This window comes from Sphingomonas sp. 7/4-4, from assembly GCF_027941955.1.
In the GTDB taxonomy this organism is placed as follows: domain Bacteria; phylum Pseudomonadota; class Alphaproteobacteria; order Sphingomonadales; family Sphingomonadaceae; genus Sphingomonas.
On sequence record NZ_CP115960.1, the window covers coordinates 2454396 to 2469217 of the forward strand.

Consider the following 14822-nt stretch of genomic DNA (forward strand, 5'->3'; position numbering starts at 1 on the left):
GGGGACTTACCGGCCGGCCAAGGCCTTTACCGTCGCGAGATAGGAACGGCCGATCCGGACATCGGCTCCATTGGCCAGGATCGCGTACCAGATCCCGAGTCCGTCGTGGCGGAGTTTGGCGATGAAGTCGCGTCTGACGATCGTCGAGCGGTGGACGCGAATGAACCTGGCCGGGTCCAGCCGGCGCTCGAGGTCGCCGAGCGTCTGGTGGAGCAGAAAACTGCGCGACCCGACCTGCAGGGACATGTAATCGCGCATCGCGTCGATGCGATCGACATCGATCGCCGCGATGCGCACCATTTCCGAACGATACGGAACCCAGAATTCCTCGATCCGATCGGACTGCACGGTGGCGCGGTGTTCGGGGTGCCGATCTTCCTGCGCGCACGCGCAATCGCTCGGACCAATCCTTCGGACGTCACCGGCTTCAGCAGATAGTCGACTGCGGCGACATCGAATGCCGCCAGGGCAAAGCCGTCGAAGGCTGTACAAAAGACGATGGCAGGCGGCTGCTCTCCGATGGAGAGCGCCTTCGCCACACCCATGCCGTCCACTTGCGGCATGGCGATATCGAGAAGAACGAGGTCGGGCGACAGCGCCTTCGCCAGTCGTAGCGCGATCTCGCCGTCGGACGCTGTTCCCACGAGCGAGAGGCTGGGGACGTGCGCGCAAAGCATGACCAGCCGCTCGATCGCGAGCGGCTCGTCGTCCACGATCAGCGTGCGCAAGGCGGGTTCAGCGTTCATCGAAGGTCAGCGGCATTGCGAGGTCGACGAGGAATCCGCCGGGATCGAGCGGGCGCACGCGGCAGTAACCGTCACTGCCAAACCGCGCAGCGATGCGATTGGCGACGTTGCGCAGGCCCAGACCGGTTCCTCCCACAGTCTCCTTGCCGGCCATTCCCGGTTCGCCGTCGTCCTGCACCGACAGAAGGAGCATGCCCTGCCGGTCGCTCGCGCGGATGCTGATCGTGACGGGCCGGCGTGATCGCGACACGCCGTATTTCACGGCGTTCTCGATCAGCGGTTGCAAGATCAATCCGGGGACGAGGGCATCGCGCAGATCGTGCGGCAGATCGATGGCGAGGCGCAGCCGGTCGGGAAACCGGACCTGTTCGATCTCGAGATAGAGGCGCTGGAGCCGAATCTCCTCCTCCAGCCGCACATCCTCGGTCGGGTCGCCGACCAGGCTGGCCCGGAAGAAGCTCGAGAGATTGATGATCATGCGTTCGGCGGGGGGACGTCTGTCGGCCATGACCAGCGAAGACAGCGAGTTGAGCGTGTTGAACAGGAAGTGCGGGTTGACCTGATACCGCAGCGCCCGCAGCTCTGCCGCCTGCGCCGCGGCGCGGAACGCGGCGTTCTTGCGCTCCAGGGCACCGACTTCCGCGGCATAGCGTAGCGCCAGATAGAGCGCTGCCCAGCCGACGAAGAAGAAATAGCTGTTGACCGCGCTGTCCGCGATCATCTTGATCACTTCGATATTGGCATCGTCGGCGTTCGTTCCCCCGACCTGCACCATCATCCGGCCGGCTGGCTGGGGCTGCTCCGTGCCGGAAGACGCATTGTCCGCACTGTCGGCGGGCACGGTCCAAGGTGACTTCAGAACCTCGAACACCACCCAATCGGCAGCCGAAAAGGCCAATGCCGCAGGCGCAGCGAGCAGGCCCGCGACGATCATACCACGCCGCAGCGAGCTCGACGCTACACTGCGCAACACCAAATAGAGCAGGTAGGTGAGCCCCATGCTGAAGACCATGAGCTCCAGGTGCCTCACCAAGATGTCGAGTTGGCCGGCCTTTCCAATGACCGCCGACCGCAAGGTGACGATGGCACAATAGAACAGCCAGAAACCGACGATCGACAGCAAGGCGACACGTGGCGAAAGGGCAGGTTCGTCGTGCAGGTCCGCAGCAAATTCGTCAGGCATGGTGGACCATAGCGCTGGGCCGACGGCGGTAGAAGATGGCGCGACGTCGCTGATCGAAGCCTATCGAACATTCATCGAAACGGATGGGCACAAGCGTTTTCGAGAAATCCTGGTTCTTGGCATTGCGGCAATTGGCAGAAGGCCCAAGCCTGTGAGCGCATTGGCTAAATACTCGGAGCAGGCCTGATCGCCGCCCGCGCGGGTGCACGTGTGGCATTGAGCGCGGATTTCTCGCCACGCCAACGAAGGATGGGAATTCGACAGAAAGCTCGCGCTCATCCCAAAGACGAACGAGGCGCGCTAAGCCGAGAACACCGGTTCGTTCGAGACGCGAACGAGGACATAAACCCGCGCTGCTTTCAGGCGTGCTCGAGATCATCACGAGCGACCGATATTGGGCGCTTAGCGGACACAGGCACCAGCGTCGGATATTGGGCCGCAAGCCGACTGGCAGCTTTCAGTTGGCCAGAGTTGCAGAGCGGACATTTATACCCGACAGCCGCTGCTCTATCGAGGCGGCTCGAAAGCCCGTCGGAGATTTCGGCCCGGCCCTTTTGGAGCGCCAATCCGATATAGGCAAAGTCGGTCATTCAGCATCGTCGCGCCGCTGCCCGAAAGCGGCACCAGTACATATTGAGAACATGGTAGAAAACCGCAGAAATCTGCGGTAAAATGGCACCTGCTGGTCCTACGATTTCTCACTATGTTCCGCTAAGGCCCCGCCAAAAGGGGCCACGAACATTAGCAGGAGGCGTGGCCCCACCATGCTTACGACCGTGGAGATTCGTGCGCTCAAGCCCGCAGCTCGCCCGTTCAAGGTTCCGGACAGCACCCACCGATGCCGAGGATCAGCTCTTGCTGACATTCTGACGAGTGACGCCGATCCTCGTCACCGCCTCCATTTCCGCGCAACCCGACCGTCATTGACGAGTACGGAACGCGCCAGCTTCACGACGACGGCCCCCGGCACAGCTCCTCACAAGTTGAGCTGCGAAAAAGCTTCTGCAAGATCAGGGCGCGGTCCGATGCGCTGGGTGGCTGGTCCGGCCAGGCCATCCTGCTGGGGTGAGCCGGTGGCACGTAAAATCGCGCGCGCGGACTCCGGTACCAATAAGCGGCCACTCCGCTTCAGCGCCCCTTGCAGACACGCAAGTGCGCCGGCGACGATCGGAGTTGCACTGGAAGTCCCGGAAAAACGCGCCGTAAATAGTTGCTCTTCGTTCGGTGCACCGAACAGGTCCCCGTAGCCGGTAGTCACCACGCTGCGGCCCCAGCCCTGACAATCCAGCCGGGAGCCGTAGTTGGAAAAGTCCAGCCGCGATCGATCGGGACCGAACAATCCATTGGGCGGCGCGCCCGCGCCTACCAAGATTGCGCCCGAGTCATGAGTGCCACCGAAGGGATTGCGCCATGTCGAAGGAAATTCCGGGTGCGGGGTATCGTAAAGCACGTCGTCGAGATTCTCGGCGCCATTACCAGCCGCCTCGATCACAATTATCCCAAGCGCAACGGCACGCCGGATCGCAATGAAAATGTCTGGCCACCATTCCATCGCAATATAGCCGCGCTGATCCAGTCGGCGCGTGAAGTCGAACCGTGGACCGGCTTCGTGCATCTCTAGCACCATCAGGTCACCTGGCGCGAGGCGCTGGGCGGCCTGCTCGATCGCGCGCGACGCACCGATCCCGCCGTGCGAGACGGCCGCGACACGTGCAGCCGGCGCGATTCCCGTGACACCGGTATTATCGTCGGTGCCTGCCATGGTGCCGAGCACAGCCGTACCATGATCGCGCCAAGCGGGCCCGGGAAGTGCGGTACCCCCAAGCAGCCCGCCGTTCGGTTGCAGGTCGACGTGGTTCAGGCACCAGCCGCCCTCGATATCAATAATGTTGACGCGCTCGCCGTCACCGCCCGGTGTTTGCCAAGCCGCGGCCGCCGCGATGCCCGCCGGCGCGGGCGCCAGATACCCTTGCAGCGCCCTGAAATCGGGGATTCCCACAGCAACAGCCAAATCGGCGGCCACTAACAGCTGATCGCGGTCATCCCAGGGCGCGACGGGATTCTCTGGCTGATGACGGAGATAGGCAGCCTCGACCTCGGGAAGCGTACGGACCCGCGCAGCGACCTCCTCGGCGGTTTCGGCATCAAGTAACGCAGAGGCATAGCGGGCTGCATCGCGGTGCTCGGCATCGCCGATCAACTCCGCTTTCTCGGCGTCCGCGAAAATTGGTGTCAAATCTCCACCGAAAACGCCCACGATTTCGGTCGCTTGTTTTCCGGGGATGGCAGGTGCCGCCGCGCCTTCGCTATAAACTACGATCAGTTCCACCATCGGCAGCTCCCGGTCAACCGAGTTTGGCGCGAAGGACACATCCCTGCAGTCGTGGCTGGATCGCGGCGACGCGCAGTTGAACCTCGTCGATCTGGTCGGCATCAGCCAATCTCGCGAGCGTGCGCACGGGCCGAAGCTTGGCGTCGGCAGCCCTCATGTCCTCGATCGTCTTGGCGATCTCCGCTTGCAACCCACCCGCGTCATACTTGCCCATCGATTTGAGGCGCGCGGCAAGCACGCGCTCGATCGAGAGTAAAGCGCCGGATACCATCTCAAAATATTGCTCGTGCGCACTTACTACAACCGGTCCGTCAGTCACGCCCGCTATTCCAAGCGGTGCTGCGGCAGCAATACGGGTGGCGGGATCGACGATCAACGCGAGCGCACTTTCCAGCTTCGTCAGCTCGTCGACCGTCGCCCTGATCGCGGCTTCGGTCGTGGTGAGTTCGGCTATCAGCGCCGTGCGCGCCGGCGATGACGCGTCGACCGTTGATGCAAGTGCTTTGAGCTGGCCAACGGCCGTCGCGCGTTTTGCCTCAAGTGCCGCAAGCGTTAGCTTCATGCCTGTGATCTGCTGCTGTGTTTGGGTCACCGCCGCGCGCACTGACTCGGCATCGCCCTGACGGGTGTCGAAGAAGGCGACACCCACCGTCTCCGTCTTGACGCACAATACGGCATCAAGTGCTGCATCTAGAGCGGGAGCTTCTCCCGTGGAGCATAATAGCTATTTGCGCGACCTAGGACAGCTGCAGAGGCTACGGCGGCGATGCGCCCATCATCACGTAGGCCGAACGTCGGCCCGAGCGCCGCTGTTATCAGCGCAAGGAACGAAGGCACCTCAAAGATCTGGCGGCCATCTGCCGCTTCGGCAACACTGCACCGATAGGCGGTGGTGAAATTGTCGATCAGGTTGCGTGCGCCTCTGAAATCATGCGTAATCTCGTCGGTCGACGCAGCCTGGGGTGCACATACGGCCTGAGATTTATTGACTTTATAGTCTGTCTGCACCGTAGGTGGCGCGAAACTAAAGGTGGTGCAGCCGCTCAGCAGCAGCAGAGAAATGGTCGACGATGCGAAGGCACGTCGCGTCCCGAATTTCATGGTTTATCCCCCGGACAAAGCGGCTCAACCTAGGCGCTTGGAAAAATTATTGCAATTACGATAATGATCTGCGCCGCATTGGATTGATAGCCTCCACCACGAGAATGTGCTTAAGGCAAGCTCACGATGCACATTCGGACTAAATGGTATAACTCTCCTACCCTATTCCGGTTTTTTGTGCGCCGAATCTCGTCAGCTTAACGTTCGCGATGGACGGTCATTTTACATCCAAAGCGGACTATTTCAAACCACGCTTGCGTTACCCTGGAGTTGGGCGTGTCTTCCGGCTTGCCGAATCACCGTTCTTGTGGTTGATTCGATATCCGAATGTGTTGTTTCCGTTCGCTTAGCCCCGTGCCGCCTGGTCCGTGCCTGTAAACTTTTGTTTCAGGATGGTGCGTATGGTGAAGCTCGGAATTCGTCGATCCAACCTGTATGTGATCCTGCAGTTCGCAGCGTTGTCTGCGCTTGTAGCGGCCATGACAGCTCCAGCGGCGGCGCGGGCTCAAAGCGGAACAGTCCTCCTTCGGCCAGAATACGCGCCCGGGCACCAATGGCCGATCGTCGACTCGCGTTGGGGCTTTGTAGCTCGATTCAACGTCGCACTTGCTGACCGGCTCGACGCTTGTGGCAAGGAAGACGAGATGCGGAACGACGATGACGGGAGTTTTGACGGGGCCCAACGGCACGATCCGAACGACGGTGGCAAATACCACTACGGGCTCGGTGACAAGCGTCACCGACGCCTTGAACCGGCAAACCGTGTACCAGCCGGACAGCTTCGGTCGAGTGACGCAGGTCACCTATCCGGAGGGTAATTACGACATTTTCACCTACGATGGCCGCGGGAACGTCACGCAGAAGACATCGGTTGCCAAGCCGGGCAGCGGTCTCGCGAATATCGTGACATCCGCCGGATGTGACGCGACCTGTACGAACGCGGTCACCTGCAATCAGCCAAACTGGACGCGGGACGCGAAGAACAATGAGACGAATTTCGCCTACGACGCGACCCATGGAGGATTGCTGACGGTCACTGCGCCAGCGGCCAGCTCAGGAGCGATACGTCCACAGACGCGCTTCAGCTACACTTCATTGCAAGCATATTACAAGGATAGCACTGGTTCGATCGTGGCCTCAGGAACGCCGATCTACCTGCAGACAGGTAGCTCGACCTGCCAGACGCTCGCGAGTTGCACCAGCACCGCCGACGAGATCAGGACAGCGGTCGATTACGGCCCTCAAACGGCCGGCGTTGCCAACAACCTGCTCCCGGTCTCGAAAACAAAGAGCGCAGGTGACAACTCGCTGAGCGCCACGGTCGCATATTCCCATGATCCGGTTGGCAATCAGATAACCGTCGATGGCCCACTCCCGGAGCGGCCGATACGACGCGCATGCGCTATGACGCCGCGCGACGCGTTGTCGGCGTCGTCAGCCCCGATCCCGATGGTTCCGGCGGACTCCTTCCTAGAGCTCAGAGGACAACATATGACGGCGACGGCAAGGTCACGGTGACTGAAGTCGGTACGGTGACCGATCAATCCGACGGCGCCTGGACCGGCTTCTCCTCGTTGCAACAATCCGTCACCACCTATGATGCCAATGCTCGCGTCGTGCAGCAGGAAGCGAAGTCGGGCGGCACGACCTATTCGCTGACCCAGACGAGCTACGACACGCTTGGCCGCGTGGATTGCGTCGCGGAACGGATGGATCCGGCGCAATGGATCTCGCAGACTGCAGCGTGCGTACCACAAACGACGGCGGCCAATGGGCCGGACCGCATTACCAAAATAACCTATGATGCCGTGGATCAGGTCACCAAGGTACAGACCGCTTATGGCACTGCGGACCAGTCGTAAAGCTCAGGCAGTTTCCAAGTCAGTCGAGGGCGCGGGCCGCCGGGCAGTCGCGATCCAGGCCGACAGCGCCGATCCGGACGCCATAACCCGCGCGGTGGAGCAAGCAGTTGCGGCGCTCGGGGGCGTCGACATCCTGGTCAACAGCGCCGCGATCGCGCTGGCCGGACTGATCGCCGATATCGACCTGGACGACTATCAGAGGCTGATGGACGTCAACGTTCGCGCGCCAGTGCTTTTCGCAAAAGCTGTGATCCCTCATCTCTCCGAGGGAGGCCGCATCGTCTCCATCGGATCGGGTCTAGGGGAGAGGGTGCCGTTCCCGGGCGCGACCGCTTACGCGATGTCCAAAGCGGCACTAACCTCCCTCACCCGAGGCCTCTCTCGCGAGCTCGGGCCGAACGGAATCACCGTGAACCTCGTTCAGCCGGGATCGACCGATACGGACGCGAACCCTGCAGATGGTGAGGGTGCCGATTTTCAGAGAGCGCTCACTTCGCTGGGTCGATTTGGTGAGCCGCGCGAAGTCGCTGCCGCCGTGGTCTTCCTGGCTAGCCCGGCGGCGAGCCTGATCACCGGCGCCGTCCTCAATGTCGATGGAGGTGCGCTCGCCTGAGCGCCCGCCACCTCAGAAAGTGGGTCTGTCGGCTGCTCAACCTGCGGCCGACAGTACGGCGAAAAGGTTAGAACCGGGCGAGGCTGCCAGGATAAGAGGCAGGATCTGGAGCTGGCGGAGGACGCGCTTCGCCCGGATGCTACTCCACATGATCGTGTGTCCCGATCTGCCGGCTGCGCTTAATGGCGTGGACAGTTCGATGGCGGGCCGACCTGGCGGGCTTTCAAGGGAAAATTGGATTGATGGCTCTGTGCGAGATCCGCTGCCTTAGGAGGGGGTCGTGGCGGAAGCGGGTAGACGATGAAATCGGCGTGCCGATCGACCATCGGCGCCGAACCCATCTTTGCAACCGCGTGCTGGAGTTCCCCGATCGCCGAGGGCGGGAGCGGGAGCGGATGCTCCGAGGGATGCGTCGCTGCCTTCATCGGATAGTCCTGCCCGGGCGTGGCGGTCATCTCGATATGTGCCCCGAGCAGCGCGCGAGATCGGATGGGTGGCCGCGAAGGCGGCGAGCCGGTCGGCGCTCGCGCGGAACTCGCCGAACTTGTCGCGCGGTACGTAGAGCCTTCCCGGGTAGAGCATGTCGCCCGAGAACAGCAGTTGCGTGCGCGCATCATAGACCATGATGTGCGCCGGCTGGTGGCCGGGGTCGGGATGATGTCGAGAACGCGCCCGCCGAGATCGAAGCGGGCGATACCGTCCGGCCAGTTCGTGATGTGAAAGAAGGCTGCGACGTCTTCCGATGCGACGCCCACGACGTCGGTGTCGGGTCGATCACGAAACTCATTGTCACCCGCATGATGATCGCCATGGCCGTGCGAGTGCGCAACGACGAGGTGAAGCGGGTGGTCGCCGTGCTTCGCCCGCCATTCGTCAATTATCCGGTCGATGGTGGGGCGGATCTTGAGTCCCCCTGCGCCGGTGTCGATCAACAGAGCGCGATCCTTGCCGAACAGTAAATAGAGGAAGGGTGCCTCGAAGTTGGTTTCGACCGACTGGCGAATGACGAACGTGTCCGCATCGACCATCTGGACCTGCATCTCGGGTTCGTTCGCCGTCACGCCGTCGATCCAGTGCGCAAACCGGGGTACCTCGAGCGCGGGAGGCGCAGCGCCAGGCAGAAATGCCGCACCGATCAGAGCAATGGAACGACGCCTGGCGGCCAGGCGGCGGGCGGTGTGAAACGAGGCGAACAGGTCCATAGGCTTGGCATATGGGGTATTACCTATTTCGGCAAACGTAACATCATGCCAATCGCCGCAGTCTCAGCAGGGTAGCGGGCCAACAGGTCGATCGCGCCCTTGGCCGCGTGCATCTTGTGCGAGCGACACTGACGGAGCTCGCCGGTCGCTTCGCGCCGCCGGGATACGAACGCTTGCAAGACAGCGCCCGAATTGACAGGCAAGGCTGGCGACGCGTCGCAGGCTGGGCCGGACGCTGATGTCGCTTTGCTCCAGTACCGGGGGACCTCGATGGCTCGCACCGCCGCTCACTTCATCGCCGAAACCCTCGAAGCGGCCGGCGTCAAGCGCGTCTACGGCGTGGCGGGCGACTCGCTCAATGGCTTCACCGATGCGCTACGCGCGCGCGACCGGATTGCGTGGACGCATGTCCGCCACGAAGAAGCTGCGGCTTTCGCTGCCGGCGCCGAAGCGCAGCTGACCGGCGCGCTCGCAGTGTGCGCGGGAAGCTGCGGTCCGGGCAACCTGCACCTGATCAACGGACTGTTCGACGCCCAGCGCAGCGGAGCGCCGGTCCTTGCGATCGCCGCCCACATTCCCAGCAGCGAGATCGGCATCGATTATTTCCAGGCCACCCATCCCGAGAGCCTGTTTCGCGACTGCAGCCATTATGTCGAGCTGGTCTCGCATGCAGCGATGCTGCCGCAGGTGCTGGAGCGGGCCATGCGGGTGGCGATCGCGCGGCGGGGCGTGGCCGTGGTCGTCATCTCGGGCGATGTCGCGCTGGAGCCGCTCGACGCGAAGCCCCCGATCTGGATTGCGCCGGCAGCCGCACGCCTGATCCCGCCGGCGAGCGAAATCGCCACGCTCGCCACCCTGCTGAACGAGATCGAGGCGCGTGACCCTGCTTTGCGGCATCGGCTGTGCGGAGGCGCGCGACGAGGTGCTGGCGCTGGCCGAGGCCCTAAAGGCGCCCATCGTCCATGCCCTGCGCGGCAAGGAATCGATCGAGCATGACAATCCCTATGACGTCGGCATGACCGGCTTTATCGGCTTTTCCTCCGGCTATGCGGCGATGAAGGACTGCGACACGCTGGTGATCCTCGGCTCGGGCTTTCCCTACCGGCAATTCTATCCCGACAAGGCGAAGGTGGTGCAGATCGACATCAGCCCCGAGGCGCTGGGCAACCGCCACCGGATCGCGCTGGGTCTGCTGGGCGATGTCGGCGAGACCCTGCGGGCACTGTTGCCGCGGCTGACTTCCAGGACCGATCGACGCTTCCTCGATGCAGCCCTGGCGCATTACGCCAAAGCGCGCGAGGGCCTGGATCAACTGGCGGCGATCCCGGACAAGAGCAGCCAGATCCATCCCCAGCAGGTTACCCGCGTCGTCAGCGAGCTGGCGTCGCCGGACGCGATCTTCACCTGCGACGTCGGCACGCCCACGGTGTGGGCGGCCCGCTACCTGCGATTGGGCGGCCGGCGCCGGTTACTGGGCTCGTTCAACCACGGCTCGATGGCCAATGCGATGTTGCAGGCGATCGGCGCGCAAGCCGCTTTTCCCGAGCGGCAGGTCGTGTCGCTCTCGGGCGATGGCGGGTTTTCGATGATGATGGGCGACTTCATCAGCCTGTCGCAGCTGGGGCTGCCGGTGAAGGTCGTCGTGCTGAACAACGGCACGCTCGGTTTCGTCGAGATGGAGATGAAGGCCAGCGGCTTTCTCGACACTGCCGTCGATCTCGCCAATCCGAACTTCGCGGCCATGGCGCAGGCGATGGGCATCAAGGGCGTCCGGGTTGAGCGCGCGCAGGATTTGCAGGCGGGCATCTCGGAAGCGTTCGCTCATGACGGACCCGCGCTGATCGACGTGGTCAGCGCGCGTCAGGAACTGGTCATTCCACCCAGGACCACGTTGGACCAGGCCCACAAGTTCGGCCTTTTCGCGCTGAAAGCGGTACTCGACGGCCGCGCGGCCGAACTGATCGACCTGGCCAGGGTCAACCTTGGCCGCTGACGGGCAGTGCCTCGTACACCCCGGCCTGATAGGCGCCCCGTGCGCCGCCACCTTGCAGCAGGGCCACGCTCTGGAAGGCGGTCGCGCTGGGCTTGAGCCTTTCCCGCGGGGCGGCTGCCTTGCGCGCAGGGCTATTCACGTTCCGGAACCGGCACGTTGAAACCGTTGAGAGTGACCGACACCAGGGCATAGAGGCCGACCAGGTAAATGAGTTCGTTGGCGCCGTGCTGACCGAAGGTCCTGACCGCCAGGGCATATAGCGGCTCGGGCAGGACGCCGCCGCCGCTGAGCGCATAGGCGACGTCGAAGGCGACGCTCTCCTCCGGGGCCAGGTCGTTGGGCTTGAGGCCGGCGACCAGGGTGGCCAGGCGCTCGGCCGGCATACCCTCGCGTTCGGCCACCGCGATGTGGGCGTAGATCTCATAGGCGGCGTCATAACGGGCGCCCACCACCAGGATGGCGATCTGCCGGGCATTGTCCGGGAGCACGGCGTTGGCGGTCATCGCCAGGGTAAAATCCCAGATCGCCTTGCCGATGGCGGGCTCGTGCAGCCAGGGGTTCCAGGGGCCCATCAGGGCGCCGTCCTCACGCTCGACCTTGAAGGCGTTGAAGTGGCCGGCAATCCCTTGTCGCATATCCTCGTAGAGGGGCTTCTGTTCAGGAGTAAGGTCTGCGGGCGAGATCAGGGGAGGCGCATCTGGATTCCTTCGACAGACGAGGAGAGACCGAAGGCCGGGCAGGCGATTACCAATTACCGGCATTGGTGCAGTGCAGCATTCATATGGCCGGATCATGTCGGTCATTCGCGCAGCAAATCGAGTTGTAGGGCGCAAACGAGCCTCACCAGGGCTATTTGCGAATGAACGCCCGTCTTCGTCCGACCGATCTTGCTGCAGTCGCGGTTCAGCCGAACCAGCCTGCATCGCGCAGCTCGGGATAGGCCGAACGGCTGACCGGGGCGATCACGCCGCCGGGAAGCGTCAACTCGGCGCGCCCGTCCCTGCGGGCGATGTCGCGGATCGCGCCGCGCGCGACCCACCAGCTGCGATGCGTGCGGGCACCCTCCTGCCCCTCCAGCTCGGGGATCGCGTCGCCCATGCGCATCAGGACCAGCTCCGAGCCCGCTTCGGTGTGGATGCGCAGATAATGGTCTTCGGCCTGCAACGCGAAGATCGGCGCGTCGCGCAGATGGCGCGGCAGGCGATCGGCTAGGCGCGGTCGTCGTTGACTGGAATCGGGGACGGGCGGCGCGGCGGGCGCGACCGGCAGCGCAGGCCGGGCAGTGGCATAGTTGATCGCAGTGACCACGCCGGTGACCGCAAGCACCATGCCGAACATCGAGGCGATTCCGGCGATGTCCGGCGCGCGGGCGCCGAAAAAGGCGGCAGTGGTCCCGAGCACGACGAGCGTGAGCGGCGCGGCGATCAACAGGCTGATCGCCGCGCCTTCGATCCAGGGGCGATGCGCGAGCCCGCCCCAGCCGCGCATACCGGTGGTGGTGCCGATACCGATCATCGCGCCGGCTTCCATGATCACCAGCCAATAGCCAAGGCGCGGCAGCAGGCCGAGCGCATCGGTGCCGAACGCGCCGGCGAGCGTCATCACGAATGCGGCGACAGTGACGACGACAAAGCCGCGGCGATGGCTGGTCGGGACGGGGGCCGCCGCTCGCGCTTCGCGAATGGCATTTCCCGGCAGCTCACGCATCCACATCCCCCGCGCACGCAAATGGCAATGACGGAGCGACCTTAGCCGGATCATCTGGCGTCAGTCGAACCGAAACCTTCCGAAACGGAGATCACCATGATCAAGTCCTCTTCGCCGCCGCGTTGCTCGTCGCATCCCTACCCGCTTTGGCCGGACCGGAGCAGGCGATGCTGACGATCCGCTTCGACCATGTGACCACGCATCAGGGCATGGTGATGATCGCGATCTATGACGAAGCCGGGTGGAGCGGCGGCAGGCCGGTGCGCGTGGCGACTGCCAGCGCCGCGGGCGACGCGGTGGAGGCGAGCCTGACCGGACTGGCGCCGGGGCGTTACGGCATCAAGGTGTTCCAGGACGTGGACGGCGATGGCAAGATGAGCGCCAATCCCTTCGGCATTCCGATCGAGCCGTTCGGCTTCTCGCGCGACGCGATGGGCGCGGGCGGACCGCCAGCCTGGGCCGATGCCGCGTTCGAGATGAGAGCCGCCGGCTCCGTCCAGACGATCACGCTGCGCTGAAGGACGGGCACCATGACGATGCAGATGAGCCGCCGCCAGCTTCTGGGAGTCGGGATCACGACGGCAGCCGCGATGCTGTTGCCACCCGAACGCGCCTTCGCCGCGATGCTGCCAACCGACTGGACGCTGGGCGTGGCCGATGTCGAGGCGGATATCGCTCCGACGGCGATGCGGCGCGTGCATGGCCGCGCACCCGCGGACCTGAAGGGCGTGCTCTATCGCAATGGGCCGGCCAAGTTCCGACGGGCGGGCGGCAACGCCACGCACTGGTTCGACGGCGACGGACTGGTGCGGCGCTTCGGCATCGAGGGCGGCCAGGCGCGCATCGCCGCGCGCTTCGTCGATACCGACAAGAGGCGGCAGGAGGCCAAGGCCGGTTCGATGCTGCTGCCCGGCTTCGGCACGCCGGCGCGATCCGGCGCAGTGGTGACGGGTCCGGATTCGGCCAATGCCGCCAATACCAGCGTGATGCTGGCCGGCGGCGAGCTCTGGGCGCTGTGGGAAGCCGGATCGGCCTATCGACTCGATCCGGACACGCTCGCGACGATCGGCCCGAAGACCTTCCGGCCAGACCTGGCGCAGATGCCGTTCCTGGCGCATCCGCGCGTCGAGCCCGACGGGACGGTGTGGAATCTGGGGCTGGCGGGCAGCCGCGCGATGGTATGGAAGCTCAACCCCGACGGTGGCCTAGCCGCGGCGACCCCGCTCAAGCTGCCGCGCGCAAGCTATATCCATGATTTCACCGCGACCGCGCGGCACCTGGTGATCGTGCTCCAGCCCTGGACACAGGGCGGCGGTCCTCCACCCTATCTCAACCTGCTCCAATGGCAGCCCGAGACAGGGACGCAGATCCTCGTCGTCGACAAGGGCGACCTTTCAAGCACGCGGCTGTTCGAAGTGCCGGCGTTCAGCTTCTTCCACCTGGGCGACGCCTGGGAGGAGAGCGACGGGACGATCCGCTTCGACGGGTGCTTCTCGGCAAATCCGAGCTTCGCGGTGGACGAGGCGCGGGACCTGCTGATCGGCAAGGTCTCGCCGATGCCCGCACCGCATCTGACGATGGTGGCGCTGCACGCCGATGGCCGGGCGGAGCTGGTGCCCACGGGCATCAAGGCCGAGTTTCCGCAGAGCGACCGGCGGCGCTCGGGCGCGAAGCGGCGGTTCACGGCGTTTACGGGACTCTATGGTGCCGGCCGGCCGCTGGCGCGGGGCGTAGGGCTGTTCGACTGGCAATCGGGCACGGCGCGAACCTATGCGTTCGGCGATCGGCAGCTGGTAGAGGAATTCCTCTTCGTGCCGCGTGGCGACGCCGAGGATGCAGGCTGGCTGATCGGCACCACGGTCAATCTCGACGCGCGGGCGACCGAGCTGCACGTGCTGGATGCACGCAATATCGAGGCGGGACCGGTGGCGAGCTGGCGCGCCGATGTGGCGCTGCCGGTGGGCTTTCATGGGACCTTCCGGCGGATGTGATGCCCACTGCCCTCAAGTCGCGAAGTTTCCCCGCGGCGGTTTGCCGTACAGCATCCAGTTCGCGGCAAGCAAACCTCCCGGCGAAGCTGCGC

At 64.1% G+C, this 14822-nt stretch carries 15 protein-coding genes and 2 pseudogenes; 8 read left to right on the forward strand and 9 right to left on the reverse strand.

What is annotated here, in order from left to right:
• Positions 1-6: 6 nt before the first annotated feature.
• Together PIB19_RS12330 and PIB19_RS12335 are read right to left on the reverse strand one after the other, a co-directional pair.
• A pseudogene (locus PIB19_RS12330) lies at positions 7-746 on the reverse strand (LytR/AlgR family response regulator transcription factor).
• Positions 736-1929: a sensor histidine kinase gene (locus PIB19_RS12335; protein WP_271237595.1), complete on the reverse strand. Its 1194-nt coding sequence runs from the start codon at positions 1927-1929 to the stop codon at positions 736-738. The pseudogene PIB19_RS12330 and the gene PIB19_RS12335 overlap by 11 nt, the downstream one beginning before the upstream one ends.
• Between PIB19_RS12335 and PIB19_RS12340 the strand changes: the two genes are divergently transcribed.
• A complete protein-coding gene (locus tag PIB19_RS12340; protein WP_271237596.1) occupies positions 1928-2116 on the forward strand; it encodes a hypothetical protein in 189 nt (62 codons plus the stop codon). The genes PIB19_RS12335 and PIB19_RS12340 overlap by 2 nt on opposite strands.
• 789 nt (positions 2117-2905) lie before the next feature.
• Here the strand turns inward: PIB19_RS12340 and PIB19_RS12345 are convergent.
• From PIB19_RS12345 to PIB19_RS12355, 3 genes are read right to left on the reverse strand one after another with little or no spacing between them, the layout of a single operon-like run.
• Positions 2906-4261, reverse strand: coding sequence for a S8 family serine peptidase (locus tag PIB19_RS12345; RefSeq protein ID WP_271237597.1), 1356 nt, complete (start codon positions 4259-4261; stop codon positions 2906-2908).
• Between the two features lie 13 nt (positions 4262-4274).
• Positions 4275-4910, reverse strand: a complete 636-nt coding sequence (locus tag PIB19_RS12350; protein ID WP_271237598.1) for a hypothetical protein — start codon at positions 4908-4910, stop codon at positions 4275-4277.
• A gap of 41 nt (positions 4911-4951) precedes the next feature.
• On the reverse strand, positions 4952-5362 hold the full coding sequence (locus PIB19_RS12355; RefSeq protein WP_271237599.1) for a hypothetical protein: 411 nt from the start codon (positions 5360-5362) through the stop codon (positions 4952-4954).
• A 657-nt stretch (positions 5363-6019) separates the two neighbouring features.
• On the opposite strand from PIB19_RS12355, the gene PIB19_RS12360 reads away from it, so the two are divergent.
• From PIB19_RS12360 to PIB19_RS12370, 3 genes are read left to right on the forward strand one after another with little or no spacing between them, the layout of a single operon-like run.
• Complete coding sequence (locus PIB19_RS12360) at positions 6020-6880, forward strand: RHS repeat domain-containing protein (RefSeq protein ID WP_271237600.1); 861 nt, start codon at positions 6020-6022, stop codon at positions 6878-6880.
• Positions 6877-7224 carry a hypothetical protein gene (locus PIB19_RS12365; RefSeq protein WP_271237601.1) on the forward strand — a complete coding sequence of 116 codons (348 nt, stop codon included), beginning with the start codon at positions 6877-6879 and terminating at the stop codon, positions 7222-7224. The genes PIB19_RS12360 and PIB19_RS12365 overlap by 4 nt, the downstream gene beginning before the upstream one ends.
• Positions 7202-7837: an SDR family NAD(P)-dependent oxidoreductase gene (locus PIB19_RS12370; RefSeq protein WP_271237602.1), complete on the forward strand. Its 636-nt coding sequence runs from the start codon at positions 7202-7204 to the stop codon at positions 7835-7837. The genes PIB19_RS12365 and PIB19_RS12370 overlap by 23 nt, the downstream gene beginning before the upstream one ends.
• 267 nt (positions 7838-8104) lie before the next feature.
• Here PIB19_RS12370 and PIB19_RS23665 read toward each other — a convergent pair whose 3' ends face one another.
• Both PIB19_RS23665 and PIB19_RS23670 read right to left on the reverse strand, forming a co-directional pair.
• Positions 8105-8461: a hypothetical protein gene (locus PIB19_RS23665; protein WP_443018746.1), complete on the reverse strand. Its 357-nt coding sequence runs from the start codon at positions 8459-8461 to the stop codon at positions 8105-8107.
• A gap of 131 nt (positions 8462-8592) precedes the next feature.
• Positions 8593-9039 (reverse strand): annotated as a pseudogene (locus PIB19_RS23670) (MBL fold metallo-hydrolase); the annotation flags it as partial.
• Between the two features lie 270 nt (positions 9040-9309).
• Between PIB19_RS23670 and PIB19_RS12380 the strand changes: the two are divergent.
• Together PIB19_RS12380 and PIB19_RS12385 are read left to right on the forward strand one after the other, a co-directional pair.
• A complete protein-coding gene (locus tag PIB19_RS12380) occupies positions 9310-10035 on the forward strand; it encodes a thiamine pyrophosphate-binding protein (RefSeq protein WP_271237603.1) in 726 nt (241 codons plus the stop codon).
• Positions 9962-11032, forward strand: a complete 1071-nt coding sequence (locus tag PIB19_RS12385; protein WP_271237604.1) for a thiamine pyrophosphate-dependent enzyme — start codon at positions 9962-9964, stop codon at positions 11030-11032. Before PIB19_RS12380 ends, PIB19_RS12385 begins: the two co-directional genes overlap by 74 nt.
• 131 nt (positions 11033-11163) lie before the next feature.
• Here PIB19_RS12385 and PIB19_RS12390 read toward each other — a convergent pair whose 3' ends face one another.
• A complete protein-coding gene (locus tag PIB19_RS12390) occupies positions 11164-11835 on the reverse strand; it encodes a carboxymuconolactone decarboxylase family protein (protein WP_271237605.1) in 672 nt (223 codons plus the stop codon).
• Between the two features lie 100 nt (positions 11836-11935).
• Positions 11936-12739 (reverse strand): LytTR family DNA-binding domain-containing protein, encoded by an 804-nt coding sequence (locus tag PIB19_RS12395; RefSeq protein WP_271237606.1) that lies wholly within the window; start codon positions 12737-12739, stop codon positions 11936-11938.
• Between the two features lie 167 nt (positions 12740-12906).
• Here PIB19_RS12395 and PIB19_RS12400 point away from each other — a divergent pair, with 167 nt between their 5' ends.
• Both PIB19_RS12400 and PIB19_RS12405 read left to right on the forward strand, forming a co-directional pair.
• The gene (locus tag PIB19_RS12400; protein ID WP_271237607.1) at positions 12907-13257 is read left to right on the forward strand and encodes a DUF2141 domain-containing protein; all 351 of its coding nucleotides are present in this window, start codon (positions 12907-12909) and stop codon (positions 13255-13257) included.
• 12 nt (positions 13258-13269) lie between these two features.
• The gene (locus PIB19_RS12405) at positions 13270-14730 is read left to right on the forward strand and encodes a carotenoid oxygenase family protein (protein WP_271237608.1); all 1461 of its coding nucleotides are present in this window, start codon (positions 13270-13272) and stop codon (positions 14728-14730) included.
• The last annotated feature ends 92 nt before the right edge of the window (positions 14731-14822 follow it).

What these genes read in the sequence shown, in the direction of transcription:
- PIB19_RS12345 (WP_271237597.1), bottom strand. Translation starts at nt 4,261, where the DNA reads ATGGTGGAACTGATCGTAGTTTATAGCGAAGGCGCGGCGGCACCTGCC.
- PIB19_RS12370 (WP_271237602.1), top strand. Translation starts at nt 7,202, where the DNA reads ATGGCACTGCGGACCAGTCGTAAAGCTCAGGCAGTTTCCAAGTCAGTC.
- PIB19_RS12400 (WP_271237607.1), top strand. Translation starts at nt 12,907, where the DNA reads ATGCTGACGATCCGCTTCGACCATGTGACCACGCATCAGGGCATGGTG.
- PIB19_RS12340 (WP_271237596.1), top strand. Translation starts at nt 1,928, where the DNA reads ATGGTGGACCATAGCGCTGGGCCGACGGCGGTAGAAGATGGCGCGACG.
- PIB19_RS12360 (WP_271237600.1), top strand. Translation starts at nt 6,020, where the DNA reads ATGACGGGAGTTTTGACGGGGCCCAACGGCACGATCCGAACGACGGTG.
- PIB19_RS23665 (WP_443018746.1), bottom strand. Translation starts at nt 8,461, where the DNA reads ATGGTCTATGATGCGCGCACGCAACTGCTGTTCTCGGGCGACATGCTC.
- PIB19_RS12395 (WP_271237606.1), bottom strand. Translation starts at nt 12,739, where the DNA reads ATGCGTGAGCTGCCGGGAAATGCCATTCGCGAAGCGCGAGCGGCGGCC.
- PIB19_RS12405 (WP_271237608.1), top strand. Translation starts at nt 13,270, where the DNA reads ATGACGATGCAGATGAGCCGCCGCCAGCTTCTGGGAGTCGGGATCACG.
- PIB19_RS12380 (WP_271237603.1), top strand. Translation starts at nt 9,310, where the DNA reads ATGGCTCGCACCGCCGCTCACTTCATCGCCGAAACCCTCGAAGCGGCC.
- PIB19_RS12355 (WP_271237599.1), bottom strand. Translation starts at nt 5,362, where the DNA reads ATGAAATTCGGGACGCGACGTGCCTTCGCATCGTCGACCATTTCTCTG.
- PIB19_RS12390 (WP_271237605.1), bottom strand. Translation starts at nt 11,835, where the DNA reads ATGACCGACATGATCCGGCCATATGAATGCTGCACTGCACCAATGCCG.
- PIB19_RS12335 (WP_271237595.1), bottom strand. Translation starts at nt 1,929, where the DNA reads ATGCCTGACGAATTTGCTGCGGACCTGCACGACGAACCTGCCCTTTCG.